We start from the raw sequence: 22,543 nt of genomic DNA, 5'->3' as shown, positions 1-22,543 counted from the left end.
TCCACCACATCGGGATGCAGCAGGCATTCATGCAGGACACCCTCACCAACCCTTTATTCACTTAATCTAAGTACCCTGGCGATATTCTCGCAGGTTCGCTCGACATTGCGCGGTCCCTCCACCAGCAGCTTCTCAAGGCCCGATGCCCCCGGAACAATGCCGAATACCGCATCAATGCCTTCCGCATATAGGGTACCGATTCCCTCACCGATATACCCGGCGACGGCAATCACTTTTTTGCCGCTTTCTTTGGCAACCCGGGCTACCCCGACAGGGGTTTTGCCGAACTTGGTCTGAAAATCTATGCCGCCTTCCCCGGTAAACACCCAATCCGCATCAGCCAGCTTTTGTCTTAAGCCGGTATATTCAATGACAATCCCGATGCCTTTCCGGAGCTCCGCCCGCGTAAAGATCAGCAGACCCGCGCCCAAACCGCCGGCCGCTCCGGCTCCCGGAATATCCCGCACATCTTTCTGAAGCTGCCGTCTCACGACCTCTGCATAATGGGCGAGGTTGGCATCCAGCCTGCGCACCATTTCGGGCGTGGCTCCTTTTTGCGGACCGAACACATAAGAGGCGCCATGCTCCCCGCACAGCGGATTCGTAACGTCGCACGCTACAATAAGCTCAACATGGCGAAGCCGTTCATCCAGCGAGGAAATGTCAATACGGTCCAGACGGTTCAGATTTCCTCCTCCCCGGGGCAGAGCCTTCCCTTCCTCATCCAGAAATTTGGCTCCGAGCGCTTCGGCCATGCCTGTGCCGCCGTCATTCGTCGCGCTTCCCCCAATGCCGATGATCATTTTCCGGATTCCTTGATCCAGACATTCGCGAATCAGCTCGCCCGTTCCATAGGTTGTTGTAATTAAAGGGTTTCTCGTTTCCGGGGTCACCAGATGGATTCCGCTAGCGGACGCCATCTCGATTGCCGCAGTCGTCCCGTCGCCCAGAATACCGTACTTGGCTGTGACCGGCTGCCCGAGCGGTCCCGTTACTTCCTTGTAACGGATTTGTCCGCCCGAGGCGTCGACCAGCGACTGCACCGTTCCTTCGCCGCCATCCGCCATCGGAACATGAATATAATTAGCCGCCGGGTAGACCTTCCGCAGCCCTTTTTCCATCGCAATGCAGACTTCTTTTGCCGTCATACTCTCTTTAAAGGAATCCGGCGCCAGCACAAATGTCTTCTCTCTCATCTTCTCACCCCATAGTTCATATTAAAGCGGAAATCCGCAAATATATAACCGCTGCACGATCGCCTTTGAGGTTTGCTCTATTTTGACTATAATGGGTATTACATGAATTTTACAAATAAGAGGGGTAAGCATGAACGTACAAAATAAAGGGGCCGCCGCCGGGTTCTACACCGTGTCCACGCTGCTCGTGCTGAAGCTGCTGGTGCTGCGGATGCTGTTCTATGGCCGGATCGCCTGGGAATGGGTACTGGCCGATGCCGCGCCGGTGCTGCTGCTGATGGGAATACTGGCTGCTGCGGTGCCAGCGAAGGCGAAGACCGCCGTATTTTGGATTTTTAATGGCATACTGTCGCTGCTGCTGTTCGCTTCAAGCGTATATTTCAAACATTTTGGCTCGGTCCCGACTTACCAGGCTCTCTATGAGCTGAACCAGGTGTTCCAGATCAGAGACAGCGTGGAGTCGACGATTCAGCCGGTCGATTACTTGTTCATTGCGGACATTGCCGTCTATGTGATTTACCGCTTGTTCCGCACAAGGGAGACAGGCACAAGGGATACGCGTTCGTCCGATGCCCGTCCAAGGCTCCGGGGCGTGTATCCGGCCGTTATTCTGGTCTCCATTATCGGAGGCGGGTCGTTGTCCGCCTATTCGATTCATGCCTCGTCAGGAATCACGAACGAGCTATTGCAGGCGGAGAGTGCAGGCTTCCTGAATTACGAGATCGTCGCCGCGCTTCGGGAGCGCCGGAACAACGACCTGGTCGGCAGCGGCGATATCAAAAATACGATCGCCAAGGTTGAAGCGCTGGAATCCACCTATAACTATGGGGGAGCGCCTTCCGGCACGCCGTCCGCGAATTTTTTCGGTTCCATGCAAGGCAAGAACGTCATTGTCGTGCAGATGGAGGCGTTCCAGAACTTCCCGCTGCATCAGTCGCTGAACGGGCAGGAGCTTACGCCGAACTTGAACAAGCTGGCTGACGAAGGGTTCTATTTTCCCCATGTCTTCCAGCAGATTGGTCCGGGCAACACCTCGGATGCGGAATTTATGAGCAATACGTCGATCTACCCGATCGGCTCGGTGGCAATGTCCACGGGGTTCGGAGACCGGACGCTGCCGAGCCTGCCGCGCGCGCTGGAGAAGAAGGGCTACGAAGCCTATACGTTCCATGTCAACAAGGTCGGCTTCTGGAACCGGAAGGAGCTGTATGCGGCGATTGGCTTTAATGGCTATTACGACAAGCCGTATTATAAGAACGATCATTTCAATGCCTTCGGCGCTTCGGATGAGCAGCTGTACCTTACGGGAGTGCAGAAGCTGGCCGAGCTGAAGAGCAGAGGGACGCCTTTTTACGCCCAGTTCGTGACGGCCTCCAGCCACCACCCTTTTCAAATTCCGGATTCGTTCAAAAAAATTAGCGTACCGGATCATCTCCAAGGCACCATGCTCGGCGATTATCTGACCGCGATTAACTATACCGATTATGCCATCGGCACGCTGATTGACGGATTGAAGCAAAACGGGCTGTGGGACAGTACGATGCTGGTGTTTTACGGCGACCATTTCGGCCTTCAGCCGCAGGAGGTTCCGCCGGAACAGGTGGAAGGCGCGCTTGGGATCAAATACGATTCCCGGATCAGCCGGTTCAATATTCCGCTTATCATTCACATGCCCCGCTCGGAGCAGGGGAAAAGGATCGAACGGACGGGGGGACAGCTGGATATCATGCCGACCCTGGCTAATCTGCTCGGGATATCGCTAAAAAATGAAGGGGTTACGCCATTCGGCCACGATCTGCTGAATATACAGCATAATGTGCTGGGCATGAGATACTATCTCCCCACGGGCTCTTTTTTCAATGACGACATTCTGTTCGTTCCCGGAAAAAGCTTTCAGGACGGCGAGGCCGTCTCGCTGAAGACGCTGCAGAAGGTCGCCGATTTTGCCAAATATGAACCGGACTACAAGTATATTTCGCAATGGATGAGCCTGTCCGACGAATATGTGAAGCTGCTGCCGAGACGTTAGAAGCCCGGCAAAGAGGCTGAACGATGAAGAAGAAGCTGGGAGAGAAAAAGACAATGAAAAGATGGTTAAAACCGCATGTTCTGGGGGTAGCGGCGGGCCTTGGCCTGCTGCTCGGTCTGCTGTTCCTCGGGCCATTCATTGGCGTGGCCGACAATGGCGACTTTTTGCGAATGATGAACACGATCGGCCTGAATTATTACAATGCTTCCGAGACGTACGCAGACCGCTTTTTCAGCTACAGCCATTCCCGGTTCGCGTATGAGAATCTGTTCCGGGGGTTCTATCCCTCGTCGCAGATTTTTATTGTGCTGGTGCCAAGGCTGCTGGGCGGATTGCTGCACGGAAGCTGGTTTGACATCCGGCTGCTGGCTGCGGTGTACGGGTTATTACTGCTGGCGGCTACCTGGCTGCTGGTCAAGCATAACGCCCGCGGTTCTTATATTACGGGGCTGCTGCTGGCGGGAGCGCTGCTGTTCGTTTTTTACGATATCGGCTATCTCGCGTATTTCAATTCGCTCTTCGGCGAGCCGGTCTCGCTCGTATTCATGCTGCTGACCTTCGCGCTGGGGCTGAGGCTTGCTTTCAAGGAGAATCCGGCGGTCAAGGACCTTTGGCTCTTCTTTATTGCCGTCTTCTTCCTGACCTGCTCCAAAATCCAGAACGCGCCGATCGGCGTCGCCTTCGCCCTGATCTTGCTGCGGTTCGCGTCGCTTCAAGGGACTGCGGGCTTCCGCAAAGCAGCGATCCGTTTCTCGGCTGCCATCTTTCTTATTTCCGTCATTATGTACGCCGCCGCGCCCAAGGATTTGAAGCATATCAATCTGTACCAGACGGTATTTTACGGTATTCTGAACGGTTCGCCGGATGTGAAAGGGGATCTCAGGGAGCTCGGGCTGCCTGAGCGGCTTGAGGTGCTGGCGGGCACGAACTATTTCGAGAGCGGCACGGCGATCAAGCAGGATGATCCGTCGCTCGTTCCCGACTTCTACAGCCGGATTTCCCACAAGGATGTGCTGCTGTTCTATCTGAAGCATCCCAGCCGTCTGCTGGATAACATGCGTTACGCCGCAGCGCACAGCATGGCGATTCGCCCTTCGTACCTCGGGAATTTCGAGAAGGCGGAGAACAAGCCGCCAGGCGCCCTTGCCTATACATACAGCGCATGGAGCCAATTTAAAAATAACGTCCTGCCGCATCATCTCGCCTTTCTAGCCATATTCTACGCCGTTTATTATGCCGGGGCGCTGTACGAATACCTGCGCAGCGCGGACCGGCGGCACCGCGTGGCTTGCGAGCTGATGCTGCTGCTCGGACTCATCGGTATATTCGCCTTTCTGGTTCCGATCCTCGGCGACGGGCGCGCAGATATTAGCAAGCATCTGTTTCTGTTCAATGTCTGCTTCGATATGATGGCCGTAACGATGTTCATCTGGGTCATTTACAAATTGACAGGATGGGTTCTGGGGCGCGGCAGGTCTTACTGACGCGTTTTAACTTATAAGCCGTGACGCATAAGAAGGTCACGGCTTTTTTGCGGCATTATTTCAATCATAGTATTTGGAGACTCGCTCGAACATCTCCAGCAGCTTAGGAAATGCGCCAATCTCTTTGACCGAGGCAACATCTTCATAGACCGTCGCCTCTTCTTCCTGCCAGGATGCCGAACGGGTAAGGGGCAGTGTGACTGAATCATTATGCCGTAAAGTGTCGACCAGCAGATCCAAGGTCCGGTGCAAGTAGTGACGCAAGGATCCGAACCGGTTCATGTATATCGTCTCGAGGTTATTATAATCCGTTAAATAATCGTTAAGGACGGGCAGAGTCACATAGTCAGGCACCATGGTAAGAACGAATAATTTGATCTCTATCGCTTGAGGGTTCTTTTCATAAAATCTTAAATAGTTGAACCGGGAATGGACAGCATTGCTGGGGGAAACCGGATGCTCCTGGTGGTAATTAATCACTGCGTCATCATGGATGAATATCGCTCCTTTCCGGGCCGCGCGGTATCCGAGCTCCCAGTCCTCCCAGCCGAATCCCTCGAAATGTTCCTCGAAGCCGCCGAGTTCATCAAAAAAGCGTTTGGTCATCGAGGCGTTATTCGTGATCAGATTCAGCCAAGCGTAGTGAAACAGTTTAAATCTGCTGCCATAGGTCTGCAGTACGATCTCGAAGAAATCGTTCTTGCTGCTCCACCGGTTAAGGTGCCCGGGATCGAACATCAATTCAAAGGGGAGCAGCTGCACCGGGGTCTGATCCCCCTGTATAAATCGCTCAATGATAGGCGCGGCGATCGGATGGCCGGCATATAATGCGTTCATAGCCGCCTTTTGCCCGGGAGAATAGCCGGGACCCGTCATTGTATATATTTGTCTCCATCGCATGGCCCCGGATACAATCTTTCGTTCACCGCTTTGATGGTGGCCTACATGGGTCATGACATAATCCGGCCCGCATATCATCTCGGCATCCACGAACAGCAAGGCATGCCCTACGGCAATGCTTGCGCCGATGTTCCGGATCTTGGATCTTCCTCTGCTCTTAAGCTGCTGCACATAAATAAATGTATATTCCGGGTATATCGAGTAGTAAATGACAGGCGTATGATCCGTAGAGCCGTCATCCAGAAAAATAACCTCCATCTGCTGAAGCGGAAACTGCTGCCGCTCCAAGCTCAGCAGGGAGAAATAGTTCGAAGGGCAGCGGTTATAGGAAGGCATTATCACGCTCGCCGTAAAGCTTCTTTTGATCCCCCTAATTACTGCAAGGCTTCTGCTTGGATCGCGGTAAAAATAAAGACCGGCCTCATCGCCATCCAGACTAGAGAACATGTGATCTTGGATCTCTTCCTCGCTTCGGGCTGAGGACCATAAGCGGAACTCCCGGACCTGGCCCTTAAAAGTGCCGTACATATGTCCTCCAAGGCCGAGAGAGGGGATGACCCGTTCGGCATTGCTGGCCATGCTCTCTCCCTTTACCCAGGCTCCGTTAATATACAGCCGCAGCTTTTTGTCGTCGGAGACAACGGCCACATGCTGCCAATCCGAGAAATCATGTGCGAAGACGAGCCTGGCGGGAAGATGATTTACTGAATGTTCAAACACCGAGATGCCGTTCGTGCCCACGGAGATTCCGCAACCCGCGGCTCCTGCCGGGTAGAAATCCGGCCCTACTAAATATTTTCTTCCGTTTATACCGTCCGCCCCTGTATTCCGTTCTTCGTCCAGAATCTGTTCCTCTTCTGCTTTTACCCAAAATTCATAAGTAAAGGTATTGCTGATTTCACAGGTCCTCTGAAACTTAATCCATTCGTTGCCATCAAAATGTAATGTACTTCCGTTATACATGTACAATCCCTCCTACTTTCCCCAATACTCTGAGATGGCCAGTTGATACAGAGAGAGATAGCCGTCGACCATTTTGGATACCGAGAACCGTTCTGCGACATAGTATCTTAATTGGTCAGGGGAGTAGGGGGCTTCGTAATAATAAAGCTTTCCTGCCATCTGTTCGAATGACTCGCACATCATCTCGGGGAAGGACTCCAGTATTTCCGGAACGGCACCCTTCGAGAGAGCGAGTACAGGGGTCCCGCAGGCCATCGCCTCAATCAGTACAAGCCCGAACGGTTCCTCCCACTGGATAGGAAAAAGCAGGCATTTGGCATGCTTTAACAAATCCTGGCGGACTCTTCCGCCGACCGGGCCAACAAATTGGAGCAGGGGATTGCGGTTCAACCGGGGAGAAATCTCCTGATAAAACAGTTCTTCATCATGAAGCGGCCCGGCTATAACGAGCCGCTGTCCGGTCATTTCCGCAAGTTCCATCGCTTCGAGAATTCCTTTTTCCCGGACCACTCTGCCCATAAAGAGCAGATAATCTTCTTTTTCATAGCTGAACTCATATTCTTCAGGAATAATACCGTTGTGCACATCGAATCCGTATCCGCCGCCTATCGATATTCTGGCGCTTCGGCTTACATAGATCGGAAAATGGACGGGATTGTAGACAGGCAGATGAATGGTATGCACTAACGGAACATTTACTCCAATACGGCTGAGCGTAGAATCAAAGGTATGGTCATGAATAATGTCGATGCCTTCGGGAAGATTTTCCATGACATAAGATCCGATGGAATCATCTCCGTAGAACGGGTAGTTTATTACGGTTCCCCAAATATGGCTGCCGGATGGAGCATAGAGAATAACTTCATGTCCCCTCTGGGCTAGCCCCTGGGAAAGCTCATAGATTATGCGTTCCGTTCCTCCGTCCCTGAAGGGAGGGACTGTTTCATGATTTGGCGCGACTTGCAGAATCCTCATGTATAACCCTCCTGTACTTAAGCTTTTGTTTATGGACTATGACATCATATGACTTCCGTTTCGCCGCTGCATACGGAGTCTGCCTATATCGTGAATAATCCTTTTGCTAAAAGATCGGTCAAAATATGCGGATTTCCCGGTGTAATTGTCCATATCTATCGTCCTTCCGCAGGAATCTATTGTAAGAGGAGGGGATATGAATGGCGAACCTTTCTGTCCTGATGCCGGTCTATAACGCATCTCGCTTTCTGGAGCACGCGGTGGAGAGTATTTTGCAGCAGAGTTATACCGATTTTGAGCTGATCGTTATCAATGACGGATCAACCGACAACAGCTTGGAGATTCTTGAGCGATATTCCGATCCCCGTATCAAACTGATTCATAACGGGACGAACTGCGGAATTGTGTCCAGCCTTAATTGCGGCTTGAACGCTGCCTCAGGAGCATACATTGCCAGAATGGACGCAGACGATTACAGTCTGCCGGAGCGCTTCAAGGCACAGATTCAGTTTATGGATCTGCACCCGGATATCGGGGTCTGCGGTACGCAGTACCGGATAATGGATTCTCATAAGTTCGGAGGTTTCAATACCGCGCTTCCCTGCGATCCGGATATTATTGCTTGTTCGCTGCTGATCAATTGCTGTCTCGCACACCCTACCGTAGTGATGAGAAGGCGGGTTCTGGACCAGCTTCACAGTTCGCCTTATGACTCCAACTATCAGCATGCGGAAGACTATCATCTCTGGGCCAGGCTTTCAGCAATCACTCGTATAGCCAATTTGAACCAATGTTATTTGCATTACCGCTATCATGATCAGCAGATCAGCAGAACCAAAAGCCTGGAGCAGATCTGGCAAGCGGATCGGATTCGTCTGGATTTATTACAGGGGATGGGACTTGATCCCACAGCCGAAGAATGGGCGCTTCATCTGAATTTATGCCATATGAGGAGCCGCGGACCGTCCGAAAGGGAATGGACCCGGAAAATATTTTTCCAGAATCTGCTTGTCCGAAGATATGATCAGGTCGCGCTGATGGATGTGCTGAACAGTGTCTTGAGAGGATAGTTTTCACGTAAATCCTGAAAGGGGATGTCCGGAATGAAAGCAGTAATTCTTGCAGGCGGCTACGGCACGCGCATCAGTGAAGAATCGCATCTGCGGCCGAAGCCGATGATCGAGATCGGCGAAAAGCCTATTTTATGGCATATCATGAAACTGTATTCCCATTATGGATTTAACGACTTTGTGATCTGTCTTGGCTACAAAGGGAATATGATCAAAGAGTATTTCTCCAACTATTATCTTTACAATTCCGATGTCACTTTCGATTATGCCAATCATAACGAAGTCCTGATTCATCAGCGCAAGGCGGAGCCGTGGAAGGTCACTCTGGTGGATACGGGGCTCGAGACGCTGACCGGCGGGAGATTGAAAAGGATTGCCGAGTTCGTCGGCGACGAGACATTTATGATGACTTACGGTGACGGACTCTCTTCGATCGACCTTAACGCCCTGCTCAAATTCCACCGCAGCCACGGCAAATTAGCCACAGTAACCGTAACCCAGCCTCCAGGACGATTCGGAGCGATGCAGCTTAATGACCAGCAGCGGGTAGAGGCTTTCCGCGAGAAGCCCAAAGGCGACAACTCTTGGATTAATGCGGGCTTTTTTGTGCTCGAGCCGCAAGTGTTCCAGTATATTGAGGGAGACCGAACGGTATTTGAGCAGGAGCCCTTGGAAAATCTCGCCCGCGATGGTCACTTAATGGGTTATCCATTCGAAGGCTTTTGGCATCCGATGGATACGCTGCGGGATAAGAATTATTTGGACCAGTTATGGAAATCGGGGAATGCTCCGTGGAAAAAATAAACTTTTGGAAGGGTAAAAAGGTGTTTCTTACCGGCCATACGGGCTTTAAAGGCTCATGGCTGTCCATTTGGCTGCATCAGCACGGAGCGGAAATCACCGGCTACTCCGATGCGCCTCCGACTGATCCCAGCCTGTATGAATGCAGCAAGGCCGGTCAGCTTCTGACTTCAATCACAGGAGATATCCGGGATGCCGCCCGGTTGCAGAAGGCAATGCAGGATGCCGATCCGGATATCGTGCTTCATCTTGCCGCACAGCCGCTCGTCAGGGAATCGTATCAACGGCCGGTGGATACGTATGCGGTTAATGTGCTGGGAACCGTGCATATGCTCGAAGCGGTGCGCCAGAACAACTCCCAAGGAGGCAGGATTAAGGCGGTCGTTAACGTTACGACGGACAAATGCTACAGCAACAAGGAATGGTTCTGGGGGTACAGGGAAAATGACAGGCTTGGCGGCTTTGATCCTTATTCTAACAGCAAAGCCTGTTCCGAGCTTGTCACCGCTTCGTATCGGGATTCCTTTTTTAACCCCAGCCGGTATGAGGAGCATGGAGTAGCCATCGCGTCAGCAAGAGCGGGCAATGTGATCGGGGGCGGAGATTGGGCCGGTGAACGGCTGATCCCGGACAGCTTCCGGGCCTTTTGCAATCAGGCTCCCCTGGTCATTCGAAGTCCGCATTCGGTACGCCCCTGGCAGCATGTACTCGAGCCGCTTGGCGGTTATCTGCTGCTGGCTCAGCGGCTGTTCGAAGAAGGAGTGCGGTATGCGGAAGCCTGGAATTTCGGACCAGAGGAGCAGGATGCGCAGAGCGTTGAATCGGTAGTCAGCCGTTTTTGCCGTTTATGGGGAGAGGGAGCGGCCTATGAGGTTGTACCTGATGGCAAGCTCCATGAAGCCGCCGCGCTGAAGCTCGACTGCTCCAAGGCAAGGGCTAGGCTTGGCTGGCGGCCCAGATGGAATCTGGATACCGCCCTGGCTCAGACCGCCGCCTGGTACAAAGCTTATTTGAATGGGGATGACATGCTGGAACTCTGCCGCGCACAGATTAGGGTGTTTGAGCAGGCAGGGGGTTGATTCAGGCGAGATTGGGGTGTTCCACAAGCCATGGAAATGGCTGCGGGGATGCCCTTCGTATTATTAGGTCAGCCAGAAACTTCTAGTTGGCCTATTTTTGTAGTTGTTTTAAGATGGCGGTAGCCGGGAGAACGTGGATGTCCTTGGGGAGCATACCCCGTCAAAAAAACTGTTCTCCTACTGCCTCCAATGACCATGTTTGAGCTGGTAGGGGCAATGGACCCCGCATCACAAGCGAAGCTATGGGGTTGGAACCATCGTAGGATTGCCGGTAAATAATAATCAGGAGGTTGTTATGGAACCCGTAGTGGGAGTGGATGTAGCAAAGGGATTCAGTGTGGTACAAGCATTTCTAAAACGGAATGAGCCTTGCGGGAAAGCGATGAGCATCTCGCATGAGGAAGGCGGATTTGAGCAATTGGGGGAGATTCTAGCAGAGCTGCAGACAAAGACAATGCATCCCCCGGTCGTTATTCTTGAAGCGACAGGCCATTACCACCGTGGACTTGTCGCCTATCTAGAGCGCAGCGGATGGACGTACTTCATTGTCAACCCGTTACAAGCAAAACGAGCGAAAGGCACACAGTTGCGCAAGGTAAAGACGGATGCTGCAGATGCCTGGCACTTAGCCGAAATGTACTACCGGGGAGATGTTACACCGCATCGGACTTGGGATGAGGGGTTTACGGAGCTCCAACATGTAACCAGACAACATGAGTTTGTGACGGGGATGTTTGTGCAAGCGAAGTTAAACATGAGGGCCTTGCTGGATCAGGTGTTTCCGACATACGAGAAGGTCTTTCGCAATCTATTCTCCGTGACGTCTTTACACGTATTGGCCTGTTGTCTGGAAGGTCAAATCGAGAATCTTCATGCAGTCATCCAAAAATGTACAAGGAGTTCACATTCTCAGAAGTGGACGGAAGCCAAGATGGAGCAAATGAAAGAAGCATTATCTTACTGGAAAGAACAGTCAAGGAGTCGTGCTCAAACCTCCGTTTTGCGTGGTATGGTCAACTTAGTCCTTGCTTTTTCAGACCAACTGAGCGAACTAGAAAAGCAGATGGATGAGCTGGCAACGTGTCTTCCAGAGGTCGAATTAGTGAAGAGTATACCGGGAATCGGGGATAAGCTTGCAGCTGCAATTGTCGCAGAGATCGGTGATGCTCGGCAGTTTAAAGAAGCAAAACAACTTGTGGCTTTTGCAGGTTTAGACCCTGGAATATTCAGCTCCGGCAAATTTACGGCGACTAGCTCCCGAATTACAAAACGTGGCTCCAAGAGACTTCGTCGAGCGTTATATTTAGCCGTACAGTGCGGGATTCGAGGAAGAACCAATCCTAGAATCCGAGACTATTACGATAAAAAAAGAAAAGAGGGCAAGCCCTACAAGGTGGTTGTGATCGCCTGCGCCAACAAGCTACTCCATCACGTATACGCCATCCTCCGTAAAAAGCAGCCCTTCCAACCATAACCCATAATTATCCATAACCTTCACGCCAATGAAGGTTCTTTGTCATGCTTTAAAAATAGTATACCAAGAAGAACGCAAATCACCAATACAAAATCCTTGACAAGTATTAGCTGGTTTTTTTGTGGTGGGATTTAGGCAGGTGTTCGGGGCTGCTCGAATGGAAGCGGGATAGGGCAGAATACCTGAAATTGTACATCTTTTGGTCATGTGAGAACATTCGTTCGATTACGTACCTGCAAAGATACACTTTTTTTCCCGTTCAGCCTCAAATTCAGTCAGCTGAGCCGAAAATTCCTGTAAATTCGTAGGTTTCCCTGTAAATCAACATTTTTGACCGAAAAAAGATGCACTTTCTCCTAGGCCCCCTAATTAAACTGGAGTCCTCCCACCCAATAATTTAAACTGGAGCTAAGGGGGAGATGACGAGGATGGGAAAGAGGCTGAAAGAGGAAGAACGGCTTAAAGTTGTTAAGGAAGCGTTAGCTGGAGTTAAGGTGGGGGTATTATCCCGCATGTATGACATCCATCCAGAAACCATACGCGGGTGGATTAGGGATCATCGTGACTCCATTCCACCCGAAGATATTCCGGTTGCAGATGAGCATCTGCAAGAACTTCAGCGACTGCAGGATGTGGAACAGCGCTACGAAAAGGCCATGAAGGTGCTCGGGGAAAAAGAACTGGAGCTTGAGATTCTGCGAGAACTGCTAAAAAAGAAAGACCCCGCTTATCCGAAAAATTCGAAGTAGCAGACCTATTTATTAAGCGGGGGGAACCGGTGGCATGGGTTCTGCGCATCCTTGGATTATCCGAATCGACGTACTACGATCGTAAAAAACGAGCTGCCCGTCCGGCAACAAAACGCCCACCAGAAGGCCAGATGGGACGTCCGGTGCCGGGTTACTCCTTCACGGTTACGGGAGAAAAAGTCAGCGACGAACAAATCAAGGAATGGCTGCTTGAGCTCCTCGAAGGCGAAGAGCATGTCTATGGCTACAAACTTCTTGCGCAATGTATTCGTAACCGGTACAGCGTAAAGCTGAACAAGAAGAAAGGATATCGCTTGTGTAAAGAGCTAGGGATTCTTCAGCAATCCCGTAAGCGCCTCCCCTCACATCCACGCCGGCTTCCCAAGAACCGGGTCGTCACCGGGTCCAATCAGTTGTGGCAAATGGACATCAAGTACGGCTACATCATCGGCCAGGAACGTTTCTTTTTTGTACTTAGCATCATTGATGTGTTTGATCGTATGGTTGTTCGGCAGTACAGAGGACCCGTATGTGAGGCCAAACATGCAGTCCAAACCCTATGGCGGGCGCTACAGAGTCGTCTCCAATCCGGAGAAGTCATGCCCGTGATTCGAACGGACAACGGGCCGCAATTCGTCAGCAAGTTATTTGGAGATACCTGTGAAAGCCTGGACATGATTCACGAACGTATCCCGCCGCGGACACCGAATATGAATGCATACATTGAATCCTTTCATAGCTTAATGGAACGCGATCTGTTCAGCAAAAGAGAGTTCATGACCTTCGACGAAGCCTATGAGGCCCTCGATCAATATATGGACTTCTACAACAACCGCAAGATGCATGGCAGCTTGAAATTAATGCCTCCAGCGAAGTTTTCAGAGTGGGTTAAAACGCTGGAAGACTCATCGACATTTCATAAAGCCATGTAATATCTTGAAATAAAGAGTTATTTTACGAACGCTTGTTAATTGTAGGGCATGACTCCGGATTAAAGGGGCCTAGCCGCTTTAGCTGTTTTGCAAAGGTGCTGAACTAAAATGAAGGTCGACCTGATCTAAAAAAGCAGAAGCCAGCTAAGTCTTTCAACAACCGAAAGGCTTGCTGGCTTCTTAACTTGTAAGGGATAGCCCCGTCCTTTAACGCTCATTGAGCTGAACGCTCCAGGCTGAGGAAGATGAGACGGATCTCCTTCCGGAAATCCTCGGCTCCCAGGTGTTCCTTGAATCCGTACCAGTCCTCCAATTTCCGCAGGGATATTTCGAACCGGTTCTCCTGCCGCGGCTCCTCCCCTTGAACGAGCAGCTGAACCGGATCGGGATACATTTCATCGTGAACTTCCTTTACGCATTGCGCAGCTTCCAGAATAGTCATATGAAGTGGGGAACCGGTATTCAACGTATCGTAGGAAGCCGGGAAGTTCGCCAGTACGGCGCTTGTCGCCTTGGCCACACTGTCGACGCTGACAAAGTTTCTTCTTTGCCTTCCCGAGGAACGAATCGTAATCGTCTTGTTAAAGAAAGCTTCCCTGCACAGGCAGGCCGGGACCAGGCTCCAGCGGTTGATGGTCGGAGACGTAAAGTGGCCGTACACATTCGTCGGCCGGATGCTGACCGCACGCAGCAGTCCTTTTCTGGCGTACATTTCCGTATACAGTTCAGCCACCGCATGATTGGCGGCATAATCGTTCTCAGGAAGGACCGCCGATTCTTCCGTGATCATCCCTTGCAGTTCCGATCCGAGTACCTGTATGGTCGAAAAAAATATCATCTGCCGTATTTCGTTGTTTACGGCAAAATCCAGCACATTTTTGGTCCCGATCAAGGAGAGCTTAATTCCTTCCCGGCCATTCCTGGAAAGGATGTCGTTAGCGGCTGCCAGATGAATGACGGCATCCCCGCTGATGCGGAGTCCGGGAAAGCCGTCCGCGAGTACATCCGCCGCTACATCCTCATAGGCTCTCCTCCCGGGATCGGCCGCATGCTCTGGAAGGCTTCGAAAGATCCGCACCACCTCATGGCCTTCCCGGCGAAGCTGCTCGCACAAAGAGCTCCCGATAAATCCTCCGGCTCCGGTAACTATATATCTCATACCGAATCAAGACCTTTATTTTGCGAAATGAACATCTCGAGCGTAGGCTGGTTCTTGTCTTTTTCAGAGAGAATCGGAGTTTCCGTAGGCCACTTCACAGCGACCAACGGATCATTCCAGCGGATGCCGCCATCCTCTGCGGGGGAGAATGCCCGGTCTACTTTATACTGTACGGTGCAATGATCGCACAGCGTGCAGAAACCGTGGGCGAAGCCACGGGGAATATAGATCATCGCCCGGTTGTCTTCGGACAGCTCAATGCTGTCCCATTCTCCGAAGGTCGGGGAGTCTTTCCGCAGATCTACAAATACGTCAAGCACGGCGCCGGTAGCGACTCTTACGAGCTTGGTCTCTGAGCTGGGAGAATATTGGAAGTGCAGTCCCCGGATCGTCCCTTTGCGGACCGACACCGATTGATTCTCTTGAATCCAGTGCCGATGGATGCCGTAAGAGGCGAAGATGGACTCGTCGTAGGTTCTCATGAACTGCCCCCGGTGATCGGAAAGCGGAGACAATTGGATTTCAAACACGCCTTCCAGCCTTCTTGGAATAATCTTCATCCTTGATCTCCTCCGATCTTAAGGGCGATTGGCCCTTTGACAGAGGTGCCTGTGATGCTCGCCTCATCGCCGAAAATGCCAGCAATGACCTCTTCGCCGGTGCCGCTGATTGTGACATTCCGCAGCAGAATGCTGTGCGCAAGATGGCATTCCTCTAAACGGGCTCCTGACATGACCGAAACATAAGGACCGATCGTGCAGTTCTTTAATGCGCAGCCGGGACCGATGGCCACCGGAGCTTGAACCGTACAATTGACCAGAGTGGATTCCTCAGCAATTTCACTCTTCCCTCCGTACAATTCATCCATCATCCAGCTGTTGGCCGCAAGCCACCGCTCTGAGGTCCCCACGTCGGAGCAGCGCTCCCGGGTTATCGCATAGGCAACCCTTTCTCCGCTGTCGATCAACCGCTGGATGGCGTCCGTTATTTCCAGCTCTCCCCGTTCAGAAACCGTCAAGGCTCGAAAATAATTAAAAATTCCGGCCTTAAAAGCATAGCTGCCGACGACCGCGAGATTGCTTTTAGGGAATCGCGGCTTCTCTTCCAGCGAGATAATGCGGGTTTCATTGATTTCTGCAACACCGAACTGCTGCGGATTCTCCACATGATTCAGCAGGATGCAGGCCGCCGAGTGCTTCAGCAGGTCAATCAGCGTCTTAAGGGGTTCTTTGATCAGATTGTCGCCGAGAAGCAGAATGAAATCACTCTGTCCGATGTAATCCTCGGCTGCGGCCACCGCATCCGCAATGCCCCGCGGCTCTTGCTGGTACAAGTAAGTCAGGGATACTCCGAATCGTTCCCCGCTGCCAGCGGCGCCGCGAATCATCTTTTCCTGGGACGGATGGATCACGATGCCGATCTCATGAATGCCTTCGGCGGCCAGCTTTTCAATCGCATAGAACAGAATCGGTTTATTGGCGACAGGAAGCAGCGTTTTCGGCCTGGTGAGCGTAAATGGTCTTAGGCGGGTGCCTTTTCCGGCGCAGACGATCAACCCCTTCATATTCCTCCGTCTCCCTCGCGGGAGCCGTATCTGGACAGGAAGGGATCGCGGCCTGACTCAAAAGCCTGAATATCGCTGCCGTAGGCTTTCCTTTCTTCGGCGGTTACCGGACTGCCATCCAGATAGTAGTCATAGCTCCAGGGGACCTTGGAGAGTTCCTCTTTCCCCATCGTATCCATCTCCTCCAAATAGAGCTGAAGCAGCTGGTACAGCGGGTTTTCGCGGTCGGGAATCCACTTGTTCATGCAGTACTGCAGCATCCCGTGCAATCCGGAATAGTGATAGCATACGAAAGGAATATTATTTTCCAGCCAATACCGCCCATTCTCCTCACGGACAATCTTTCGGTAGCGCTCATGCAGGTTCCATGCGGCGACATTATATCCCGGATGCTTCCATACTTTTACATTGAATAAAGCCGGAGCCAGGTCCACCCATTTCTGATCGACAAAAAAGGGAGCGTCATAATAGCAGTAGCTGTACAGCCGCTGCCCCCACCATTCGAGAAAGCGCATTGTTTCCTCCGATCTCCGGAGCGCCAGAAAGCCGGTATTAAAAATACCGTGGTGCAAATAACCAAGAGGCTCGCCGTTAGGTTCGATCCGGTGAGGGGATAACAGAATATCATGATGCTCCAGGGCGGCCAGCAGATCGTCGTAAGGAGCATAGGCGATGATATCGGTATCCATGAATACGACATTCATCTCCTCCGGATGCCGGTCAAACAATAAGCGGAGAAACGCCGGTTTGATCGAGGTTACCCCCTCAAGCAGACTGTATTTAAAAACACTTCCTTCAAACCGGGGAATTCCCAGATCCTTGGCAAGAATAACCTCATCAAACCACGGCACATTATACGCCGCCGGATGAATGGTCCGTTCCATCAGGCAGATGACAACCCTGGCATACGGCATGTGGTATTTGGCTGCTCTTGCCATCATTTTTGCTTCGTGCAGGTTATCGGCACAGGTCACCGAACAAATAATCATGGAGCGCCTCCTTTTCATAATGTGGATTAGAAATCACTGTGGTTTGAAAGCGTGAAGGGATTTGCCTCGACGAAGTGGTCTATTTTGGCCGCTCTATAGCGCAGTTTGGTCTCATCGGCAATCTTCTCCCCGCTGTAAAAGTAGTCATAGACCCAAGGCAGGGCGGGATGCTGAAGAGACAGCCAAGCCAGGTTTTGCTGATATTCGTTCCACAATTGTCTATAAGTCCCGTCATGGGGAAAATAGGTGTCTATACAGCTGTCCAGCAGTCCCAAAAAGTTGCTGAAATTCGCGCAGCGAAGAGGGGTGTGGTTGGTTAGACCGTATTCATCGCCAGTGCGAAAGAGCTTTCTCCCGTTCTCATGCAGATTCCAGAATGCCAGATTATATCCCGGATGGCGCAATACGCCCACATTGAAAAAAGCCGGAGCGAAATTCAAATAAGGCTGATCGGTAAAAATTCCGCCAGGCTGGCCGTCAAAATCGCCTGCAATGATCTTCATCCACCAATCTGCAAAATTGCGTCCTTCCCAGGAGTTCTTCACGGCCACAAGACCGCTGTGAAAGGTGCCGTCCTGCAGCGTTCCGATTTCACGGGAACAATCCCAGGCGTCCGAAGGTTCAAGGTGATGGGGGGTTAACACAACATCGTAATAGCCAAGCATGTGTTCGATCTCGTGAAACGGCTTAAACACATACATCTCCGGATCGAGATAAATAATATGCTCTTCAGCCGGAAAGGCTTCAAGAAGATAGGTTAACAGCTGTCCTTTCATTGCCGTACCACACTGGAGGGAGTTAAACTTGAATATATATCTGTCAAAATCATGAAATCCGATGTAGCTGGAAATTTGTCTGGCCGTAAAAATCCAATCAATGTCCGGCAGTGGTCCCACTGGGCTCTCTTCTACTAGGCAGACTAAAACTTTGGCGTCAGGCATTTGCCGCTTGACTGAGTTAGCCATCAGCCTGGCCTGGGCTAATCCGGACGCATTAACTACCGTTCCGATAATCACGGGTGGATCATCCTCCTTATTCTGGAATCCGAATACTGCAGTATATCGGTTGAATGCGTAGACCGGCACGGCACCTGTCTCCCTGAATGGGCTCCTAATAAATTCAAGGATTATTAATTGACCGCTGGCGAGTAATAGATTAGTATTGTGATATACTAATATTTGGATGTTTAGTAAATGTCTTGTTGGAGGTGACTCTATTGATCAGCAATGCTACGATCCGATGTGAAATGGAAACTTATATTCGGGAGCAGGGACTTACCATGCAGAGCTTTGCGGAGCAGGCCGGTGTCAATCGGGGAACCTTGAGCGCTATCATCAACAGAAATCCGCCCCGCAAAATATCCGTGCGCGAGCTTGATTTGATAACCAAAGGCATGGGTCTGCCCGAAGGGGAGCTCTACAGTCTTTATGCGGAGGAGTGCTTCATTCAAGCTGTTCCGCATTGGCGGCGGCTTAAGCCTTTTTTGCTGCGCTGCGCTGAGACGGGGAAGCTGGATTGTATTGGAAAAGTGCTCGAAATGCTGCTGGACAACTTGTCCCATATCGGGGAGATTTTCGCTACCGCGGAGCAGATGTACGAACAGGGATACCGCGATGCTTCCAAATTATTGTACCGATGCGTGATTGAAAGCGAAAAATACAACAACTCCGAGCGTCTGGCCATCAGCCATTACCGGATGTTTCAGATAGCCATTGGAAAGGATATGGAGGCCAATTTACGGGCGGCTTTGCAGTTTGAGCCTTATAGGAAATCGCTGCCTTTGGAGTTACTGCTGGATTCTCTAGTAGAACTATTAAAAATATATTTTTTTATACATAACTGGAATCATATTGTGAAAGTGTCCGATGAGTTGATCGAGCAATCCCAAGCTGTGTTTGGAGAACGGAAGCGGAGAAAGTCAAACTCCAATTCATTAAGAGCGGATACTGTTCGGCTTCGGCGATCGCTGATTCATTACTATGGCCAAGGCTATCTTTGTAAAGCAACCGCATTGCAAAAAATGGGGGATCTTGAAGAAGCCAGAATAGAGATTGCACGATATGCTGATTTAAGCTGGCTGGAGCCCGCAAACACTGAAGAAGAGCAGGAAGTACAGAAGTATGCTTCATGGGCCAAGGCGAATTTATATACATTGGACATCCTCGCAGGAAGAAAGGATACGCTTAAGGAATATGTTGAATTTTTGAGAAATAATCCTGAAGAGATTTTATCGGGATTGGCAACAATCATTCAATCTGCAAATAAATACGATTTTTCAATAGACGACATTCTCTGGAAATTTTTTGATGAAATTTCTGGATTTGAGAGTTATAATGATTCTGTCAGTATGGAACGGCGATTACGCCTTGCCATTCAGATGTCTATCTACTATTTTCGACGCGGCAAATTCAGTGAAGGCATTGAGAGTTGTCTTAAGGCTCTGGACTTAGCTGTTACGACTAATAATCAGACAGTATTTGCAGAAGCCGTAACTCTTTTTGAGGCATATAGGGCTTATACGGGGCCGCCTCATGAAGAGGTTTTTAAAACGGTGATAGAACAGATGCGAATAAGAACAACTCTAAAATATTCAATGCAAATATAGCCATTTGAGGAGGTTTGGGATTAATGAAAAAATTTGCAGTTTCCCTGGTTGTTGTATTTCTCTTAGCATCTGGCACTACGGTGCTGGCATCCGCCGCAGGTTATCATGGTGGTTCCACAGTGCAGCCGTTAGATCACGGATATGGCGGCTAAAGCCATTAATTTGGACAGGCCTTAACAGGGCCTGTTTTTTTATGGATTTCTATAAAATTCTCTGTTGAATTATTAATGGATTGACCATAAGTTACTAATATATTACAATTTTTGCATAACGATATTTAGGCTGCTGGTGAATGTTTAGTGAGGGGGCCTTTGCTTTAATGGAAAGTTCTATGATTCGCTGTAAAATTGAATTTTATATTCGCGAGAATGGGTTGACTCTGCAGGGCTTTGCGGAAAAATGTGGCCTCAATCGTGGAACCTTAAGCGCTGTTATCAACAGAAATCCTCCACGCAGCATTTCTGTGCGCGAACTTGATATGATTTCATGGGGGATGGAGCTTCCGGAAGGTGAGCTATACTCTCTATATGCAGAAGAATGCTTGATGCAGTCTGCTCCCCATTGGCGGCGTGTAAAGCCTTTTTTGCTGCGTTGCGCGGCAATAGGTAAACTGGACTGTATCAAAATTGTACTGGAAAAGCTGGCAGATGACTTATCTTATATCCGAGGTATCTTTGTCGCGGCGGAGCAGATGTTTGACCAAGGCCATAGGGAGGCTTCTGGTTTACTGTATCAATGCGTGATTGAATGTGAGAAATACAATAATTCCGAACGTCTGGCTATTAGTTACTACCGACTATTACAAATAAATATTGGGCAAGATGCGCAAGTCAACTTGCGGGCAGCTCTAAGGTTTGAACCTTATCGGAGTGGGTTGCCTGTGCAGCATCGACTTGATGCTCTTATTGAACTTATTAAGATATACTTTTCCGTACATAATTGGGAACAGCTTGAGAGTTTAGCCGATGAACTGATCGAGCAGTCACAAGCCGTATACGCGGAGCGGGAGCGGGGTAAGAGATCTTCCAATCCGTCCAGAGTGGAGCCGATCCGGCTACAAAAGCCGCTGATTCGTTATTTTGGACAGGGGTATCTCTGCAAAGCGACCGCGCTGCAAAAAATGGGCAGATACGAAGAAGCCAAAGAAGCGATTGACTGTTATGCCGACTTGAGTTGGCTGGGGCCGGCGGATGACGAAGAAGTGAGGCAAGTACTGCAATTTCGCGAATGGGCCACGGCGAATTCCTACACCCAAGACATCCTGATGGGCCGTCAGGAGTCGCTGGAAGCCTACGTTGATTTTTTGCGGAGTCACCCGAATGAAATTTTGTCCGGGCTGGTTACAATCGTTCAATCCGCGAATAAATATCATTTTTCGATAGATTGGATTATAAATGAATTTGCCGACTCGATTTCCGGCTTCGATCAATTCACGGATGTGGTGAATATGGAGCGGCGGCTGCGTTTTGCTATTCAGTATTCCATCTATTGTGTCCGGCGGGGAAAAATGAAAGAAGGTATGGAAAGCTGCCTGAAGGCGCTTGCACTGTCCTCCACGACTAACAGCGAGACTTATTTCGGCGATCTGATCAAAGAGTTTATGCATGTTCAGAAGCCGGTTTAGGGGGGCTTCATTTACGGATACTACTAGTTTTAAGGGGCCGAATGCGGGAGGAGTAACTCTCACTCAAACATGGACATACAGTAATGCAGGCATTAATTAAAGAATAATTCTACATGTGAGAGGTGAGGAATTGAAAGTTATCGAATTGGCCATTGTATTAAATGATAAAGAGGGAACCTACGCTGAACAATTTGACCTGGTTGCCTTGCCTTTTGTCCCTAGAAAAGGAGAAATGATTTTATGGAATAAAGCTCGGTAGCTCATGATATATGCTATATCTGCCAAAATGCTTAATGTCAGGGCCCGGACTTTGCCGCTAACCAATCATTTGCAAATATTTTGCATGATAAAATCTATTAACAGTTTGTTATTCTCCTGAATGGGCGTATTGGAATGAAAGAGCTTACTGATCATAACTCCGCCTTCAATGGACGTAACGATAAAATTGGCAACCCTTCTCTTATCGATATCCGGCTTAAATTCGCCTCTTTCCATTCCGTATTCCAATATGTTGGAGACAAAAGAAACGAATGCGGTTAACCCCTTCTGCGCCCTTTCCGTTAATGCCTCATGGGTATCATCACTTTCAGCAGCGATGTTCATGACAGGGCACCCCCCGATAAAAGGCGGCGCTTCGACGACATGCTCATACACCCGGATCGCAGCAATAAGCTGATCATATGCGCGGGTATGTCCGGCTATCGCTTCCTGAAAACGGGTATTTACAATGTCTACAGCGTAGTCCAATGCTTCCAGAACCACTTCGTCTTTATTTTGAAAATGGTTATATATGCTTCCTTTTTGAAGACCGGTTTCACGCATAATATCAGAAATGGATAGTCCATGATAACCCTGAACGTTGAGCAATTCGGCCGTTTTTCGGATAATATTCTCCCGAGTCTCTGCTCCTTTTCGCATGCTGCAGCCCTCCCTCTCTATTACCAATTCAC

General features: G+C 50.2%; 21 protein-coding genes. 12 read left to right on the top strand and 9 right to left on the bottom strand.

All coding sequences use genetic code 11. The features are described 5' to 3' along the window. Positions 1-53: 53 nt before the first annotated feature. On the bottom strand, positions 54-1,196 hold the full coding sequence (locus tag VK70_RS16615) for a glycerate kinase family protein (RefSeq protein ID WP_025696870.1): 1,143 nt from the start codon (positions 1,194-1,196) through the stop codon (positions 54-56). Positions 1,197-1,326: 130 nt separating this feature from the next. Here VK70_RS16615 and VK70_RS16610 point away from each other — a divergent pair, with 130 nt between their 5' ends. Together VK70_RS16610 and wsfD are read left to right on the top strand one after the other, a co-directional pair. Next, positions 1,327-3,225, top strand: coding sequence for an LTA synthase family protein (locus VK70_RS16610; protein ID WP_025696872.1), 1,899 nt, complete (start codon positions 1,327-1,329; stop codon positions 3,223-3,225). A 23-nt stretch (positions 3,226-3,248) separates the two neighbouring features. After that, positions 3,249-4,709, top strand: coding sequence for a glycan biosynthesis hexose transferase WsfD (gene wsfD, locus VK70_RS16605; protein ID WP_025696874.1), 1,461 nt, complete (start codon positions 3,249-3,251; stop codon positions 4,707-4,709). Between the two features lie 60 nt (positions 4,710-4,769). Here wsfD and VK70_RS16600 read toward each other — a convergent pair whose 3' ends face one another. Next, positions 4,770-6,572, bottom strand: a complete 1,803-nt coding sequence (locus VK70_RS16600; RefSeq protein WP_025696876.1) for a glycosyltransferase — start codon at positions 6,570-6,572, stop codon at positions 4,770-4,772. Between the two features lie 12 nt (positions 6,573-6,584). After that, on the bottom strand, positions 6,585-7,547 hold the full coding sequence (locus tag VK70_RS16595; protein WP_046723530.1) for a glycosyltransferase: 963 nt from the start codon (positions 7,545-7,547) through the stop codon (positions 6,585-6,587). Between the two features lie 200 nt (positions 7,548-7,747). On the opposite strand from VK70_RS16595, the gene VK70_RS16590 reads away from it, so the two are divergent. The 6 genes from VK70_RS16590 to VK70_RS16565 all read left to right on the top strand — a co-directional run bounded on the left by VK70_RS16590 (position 7,748) and on the right by VK70_RS16565 (position 13,652). After that, positions 7,748-8,617, top strand: coding sequence for a glycosyltransferase family 2 protein (locus VK70_RS16590; protein ID WP_025696878.1), 870 nt, complete (start codon positions 7,748-7,750; stop codon positions 8,615-8,617). Between the two features lie 33 nt (positions 8,618-8,650). Further along, positions 8,651-9,421: a glucose-1-phosphate cytidylyltransferase gene (gene rfbF / locus VK70_RS16585; protein WP_025696880.1), complete on the top strand. Its 771-nt coding sequence runs from the start codon at positions 8,651-8,653 to the stop codon at positions 9,419-9,421. Next, complete coding sequence (gene rfbG / locus VK70_RS16580; protein ID WP_046723528.1) at positions 9,388-10,497, top strand: CDP-glucose 4,6-dehydratase; 1,110 nt, start codon at positions 9,388-9,390, stop codon at positions 10,495-10,497. Before rfbF ends, rfbG begins: the two co-directional genes overlap by 34 nt. 295 nt (positions 10,498-10,792) lie before the next feature. Continuing rightward, entirely contained in the window at positions 10,793-11,971 is a 1,179-nt protein-coding gene (locus VK70_RS16575) for an IS110 family RNA-guided transposase (protein ID WP_025694011.1), read from the top strand. Between the two features lie 428 nt (positions 11,972-12,399). Beyond that, complete coding sequence (locus VK70_RS16570; protein WP_025700192.1) at positions 12,400-12,720, top strand: helix-turn-helix domain-containing protein; 321 nt, start codon at positions 12,400-12,402, stop codon at positions 12,718-12,720. A gap of 29 nt (positions 12,721-12,749) precedes the next feature. Beyond that, a complete protein-coding gene (locus VK70_RS16565) occupies positions 12,750-13,652 on the top strand; it encodes an IS3 family transposase (protein ID WP_233277695.1) in 903 nt (300 codons plus the stop codon). 214 nt (positions 13,653-13,866) lie between these two features. On the opposite strand, the gene VK70_RS16560 is transcribed toward VK70_RS16565, so the two are convergent. Genes VK70_RS16560 through VK70_RS16540 form a run of 5 tightly spaced genes read right to left on the bottom strand, consistent with a single transcriptional unit; the run spans position 13,867 to position 18,380 of the window. After that, on the bottom strand, positions 13,867-14,811 hold the full coding sequence (locus VK70_RS16560) for an NAD-dependent epimerase/dehydratase family protein (protein WP_025698606.1): 945 nt from the start codon (positions 14,809-14,811) through the stop codon (positions 13,867-13,869). Next, positions 14,808-15,371 carry a dTDP-4-dehydrorhamnose 3,5-epimerase gene (rfbC, locus tag VK70_RS16555; RefSeq protein ID WP_025698604.1) on the bottom strand — a complete coding sequence of 188 codons (564 nt, stop codon included), beginning with the start codon at positions 15,369-15,371 and terminating at the stop codon, positions 14,808-14,810. The genes VK70_RS16560 and rfbC overlap by 4 nt, the downstream gene beginning before the upstream one ends. Beyond that, on the bottom strand, positions 15,368-16,375 hold the full coding sequence (locus VK70_RS16550) for a sugar phosphate nucleotidyltransferase (protein WP_025698602.1): 1,008 nt from the start codon (positions 16,373-16,375) through the stop codon (positions 15,368-15,370). The genes rfbC and VK70_RS16550 overlap by 4 nt, the downstream gene beginning before the upstream one ends. Then, a complete protein-coding gene (locus VK70_RS16545) occupies positions 16,372-17,364 on the bottom strand; it encodes a hypothetical protein (RefSeq protein WP_025698600.1) in 993 nt (330 codons plus the stop codon). Before VK70_RS16545 ends, VK70_RS16550 begins: the two co-directional genes overlap by 4 nt. Positions 17,365-17,390: 26 nt before the next feature. Continuing rightward, on the bottom strand, positions 17,391-18,380 hold the full coding sequence (locus VK70_RS16540) for a hypothetical protein (protein WP_144415253.1): 990 nt from the start codon (positions 18,378-18,380) through the stop codon (positions 17,391-17,393). Positions 18,381-18,580: 200 nt separating this feature from the next. Between VK70_RS16540 and VK70_RS16535 the strand changes: the two genes are divergently transcribed. The 4 genes from VK70_RS16535 (at position 18,581) to VK70_RS29240 (ending at position 21,852) form a co-directional block, all read left to right on the top strand. Then, on the top strand, positions 18,581-19,969 hold the full coding sequence (locus VK70_RS16535) for a helix-turn-helix domain-containing protein (RefSeq protein WP_025698597.1): 1,389 nt from the start codon (positions 18,581-18,583) through the stop codon (positions 19,967-19,969). A gap of 23 nt (positions 19,970-19,992) precedes the next feature. Next, complete coding sequence (locus VK70_RS29245) at positions 19,993-20,121, top strand: hypothetical protein (protein WP_267885602.1); 129 nt, start codon at positions 19,993-19,995, stop codon at positions 20,119-20,121. Between the two features lie 140 nt (positions 20,122-20,261). Next, positions 20,262-21,593 (top strand): helix-turn-helix domain-containing protein, encoded by a 1,332-nt coding sequence (locus tag VK70_RS16530; RefSeq protein WP_144415252.1) that lies wholly within the window; start codon positions 20,262-20,264, stop codon positions 21,591-21,593. A 130-nt stretch (positions 21,594-21,723) separates the two neighbouring features. After that, positions 21,724-21,852, top strand: a complete 129-nt coding sequence (locus VK70_RS29240; RefSeq protein WP_267885601.1) for a hypothetical protein — start codon at positions 21,724-21,726, stop codon at positions 21,850-21,852. 65 nt (positions 21,853-21,917) lie between these two features. On the opposite strand, the gene VK70_RS16525 is transcribed toward VK70_RS29240, so the two are convergent. Next, positions 21,918-22,511 carry a TetR/AcrR family transcriptional regulator gene (locus VK70_RS16525; RefSeq protein ID WP_025698594.1) on the bottom strand — a complete coding sequence of 198 codons (594 nt, stop codon included), beginning with the start codon at positions 22,509-22,511 and terminating at the stop codon, positions 21,918-21,920. Between the last annotated feature and the right edge of the window lie 32 nt (positions 22,512-22,543).

It is taken from the genome of Paenibacillus durus ATCC 35681 (assembly GCF_000993825.1).
Classification (GTDB): Bacteria; Bacillota; Bacilli; order Paenibacillales; family Paenibacillaceae; genus Paenibacillus_AQ; species Paenibacillus_AQ durus_B.
Note: the sequence above shows the minus strand (reverse complement) of the source record. Positions and strands in the feature narration are given on the sequence as shown.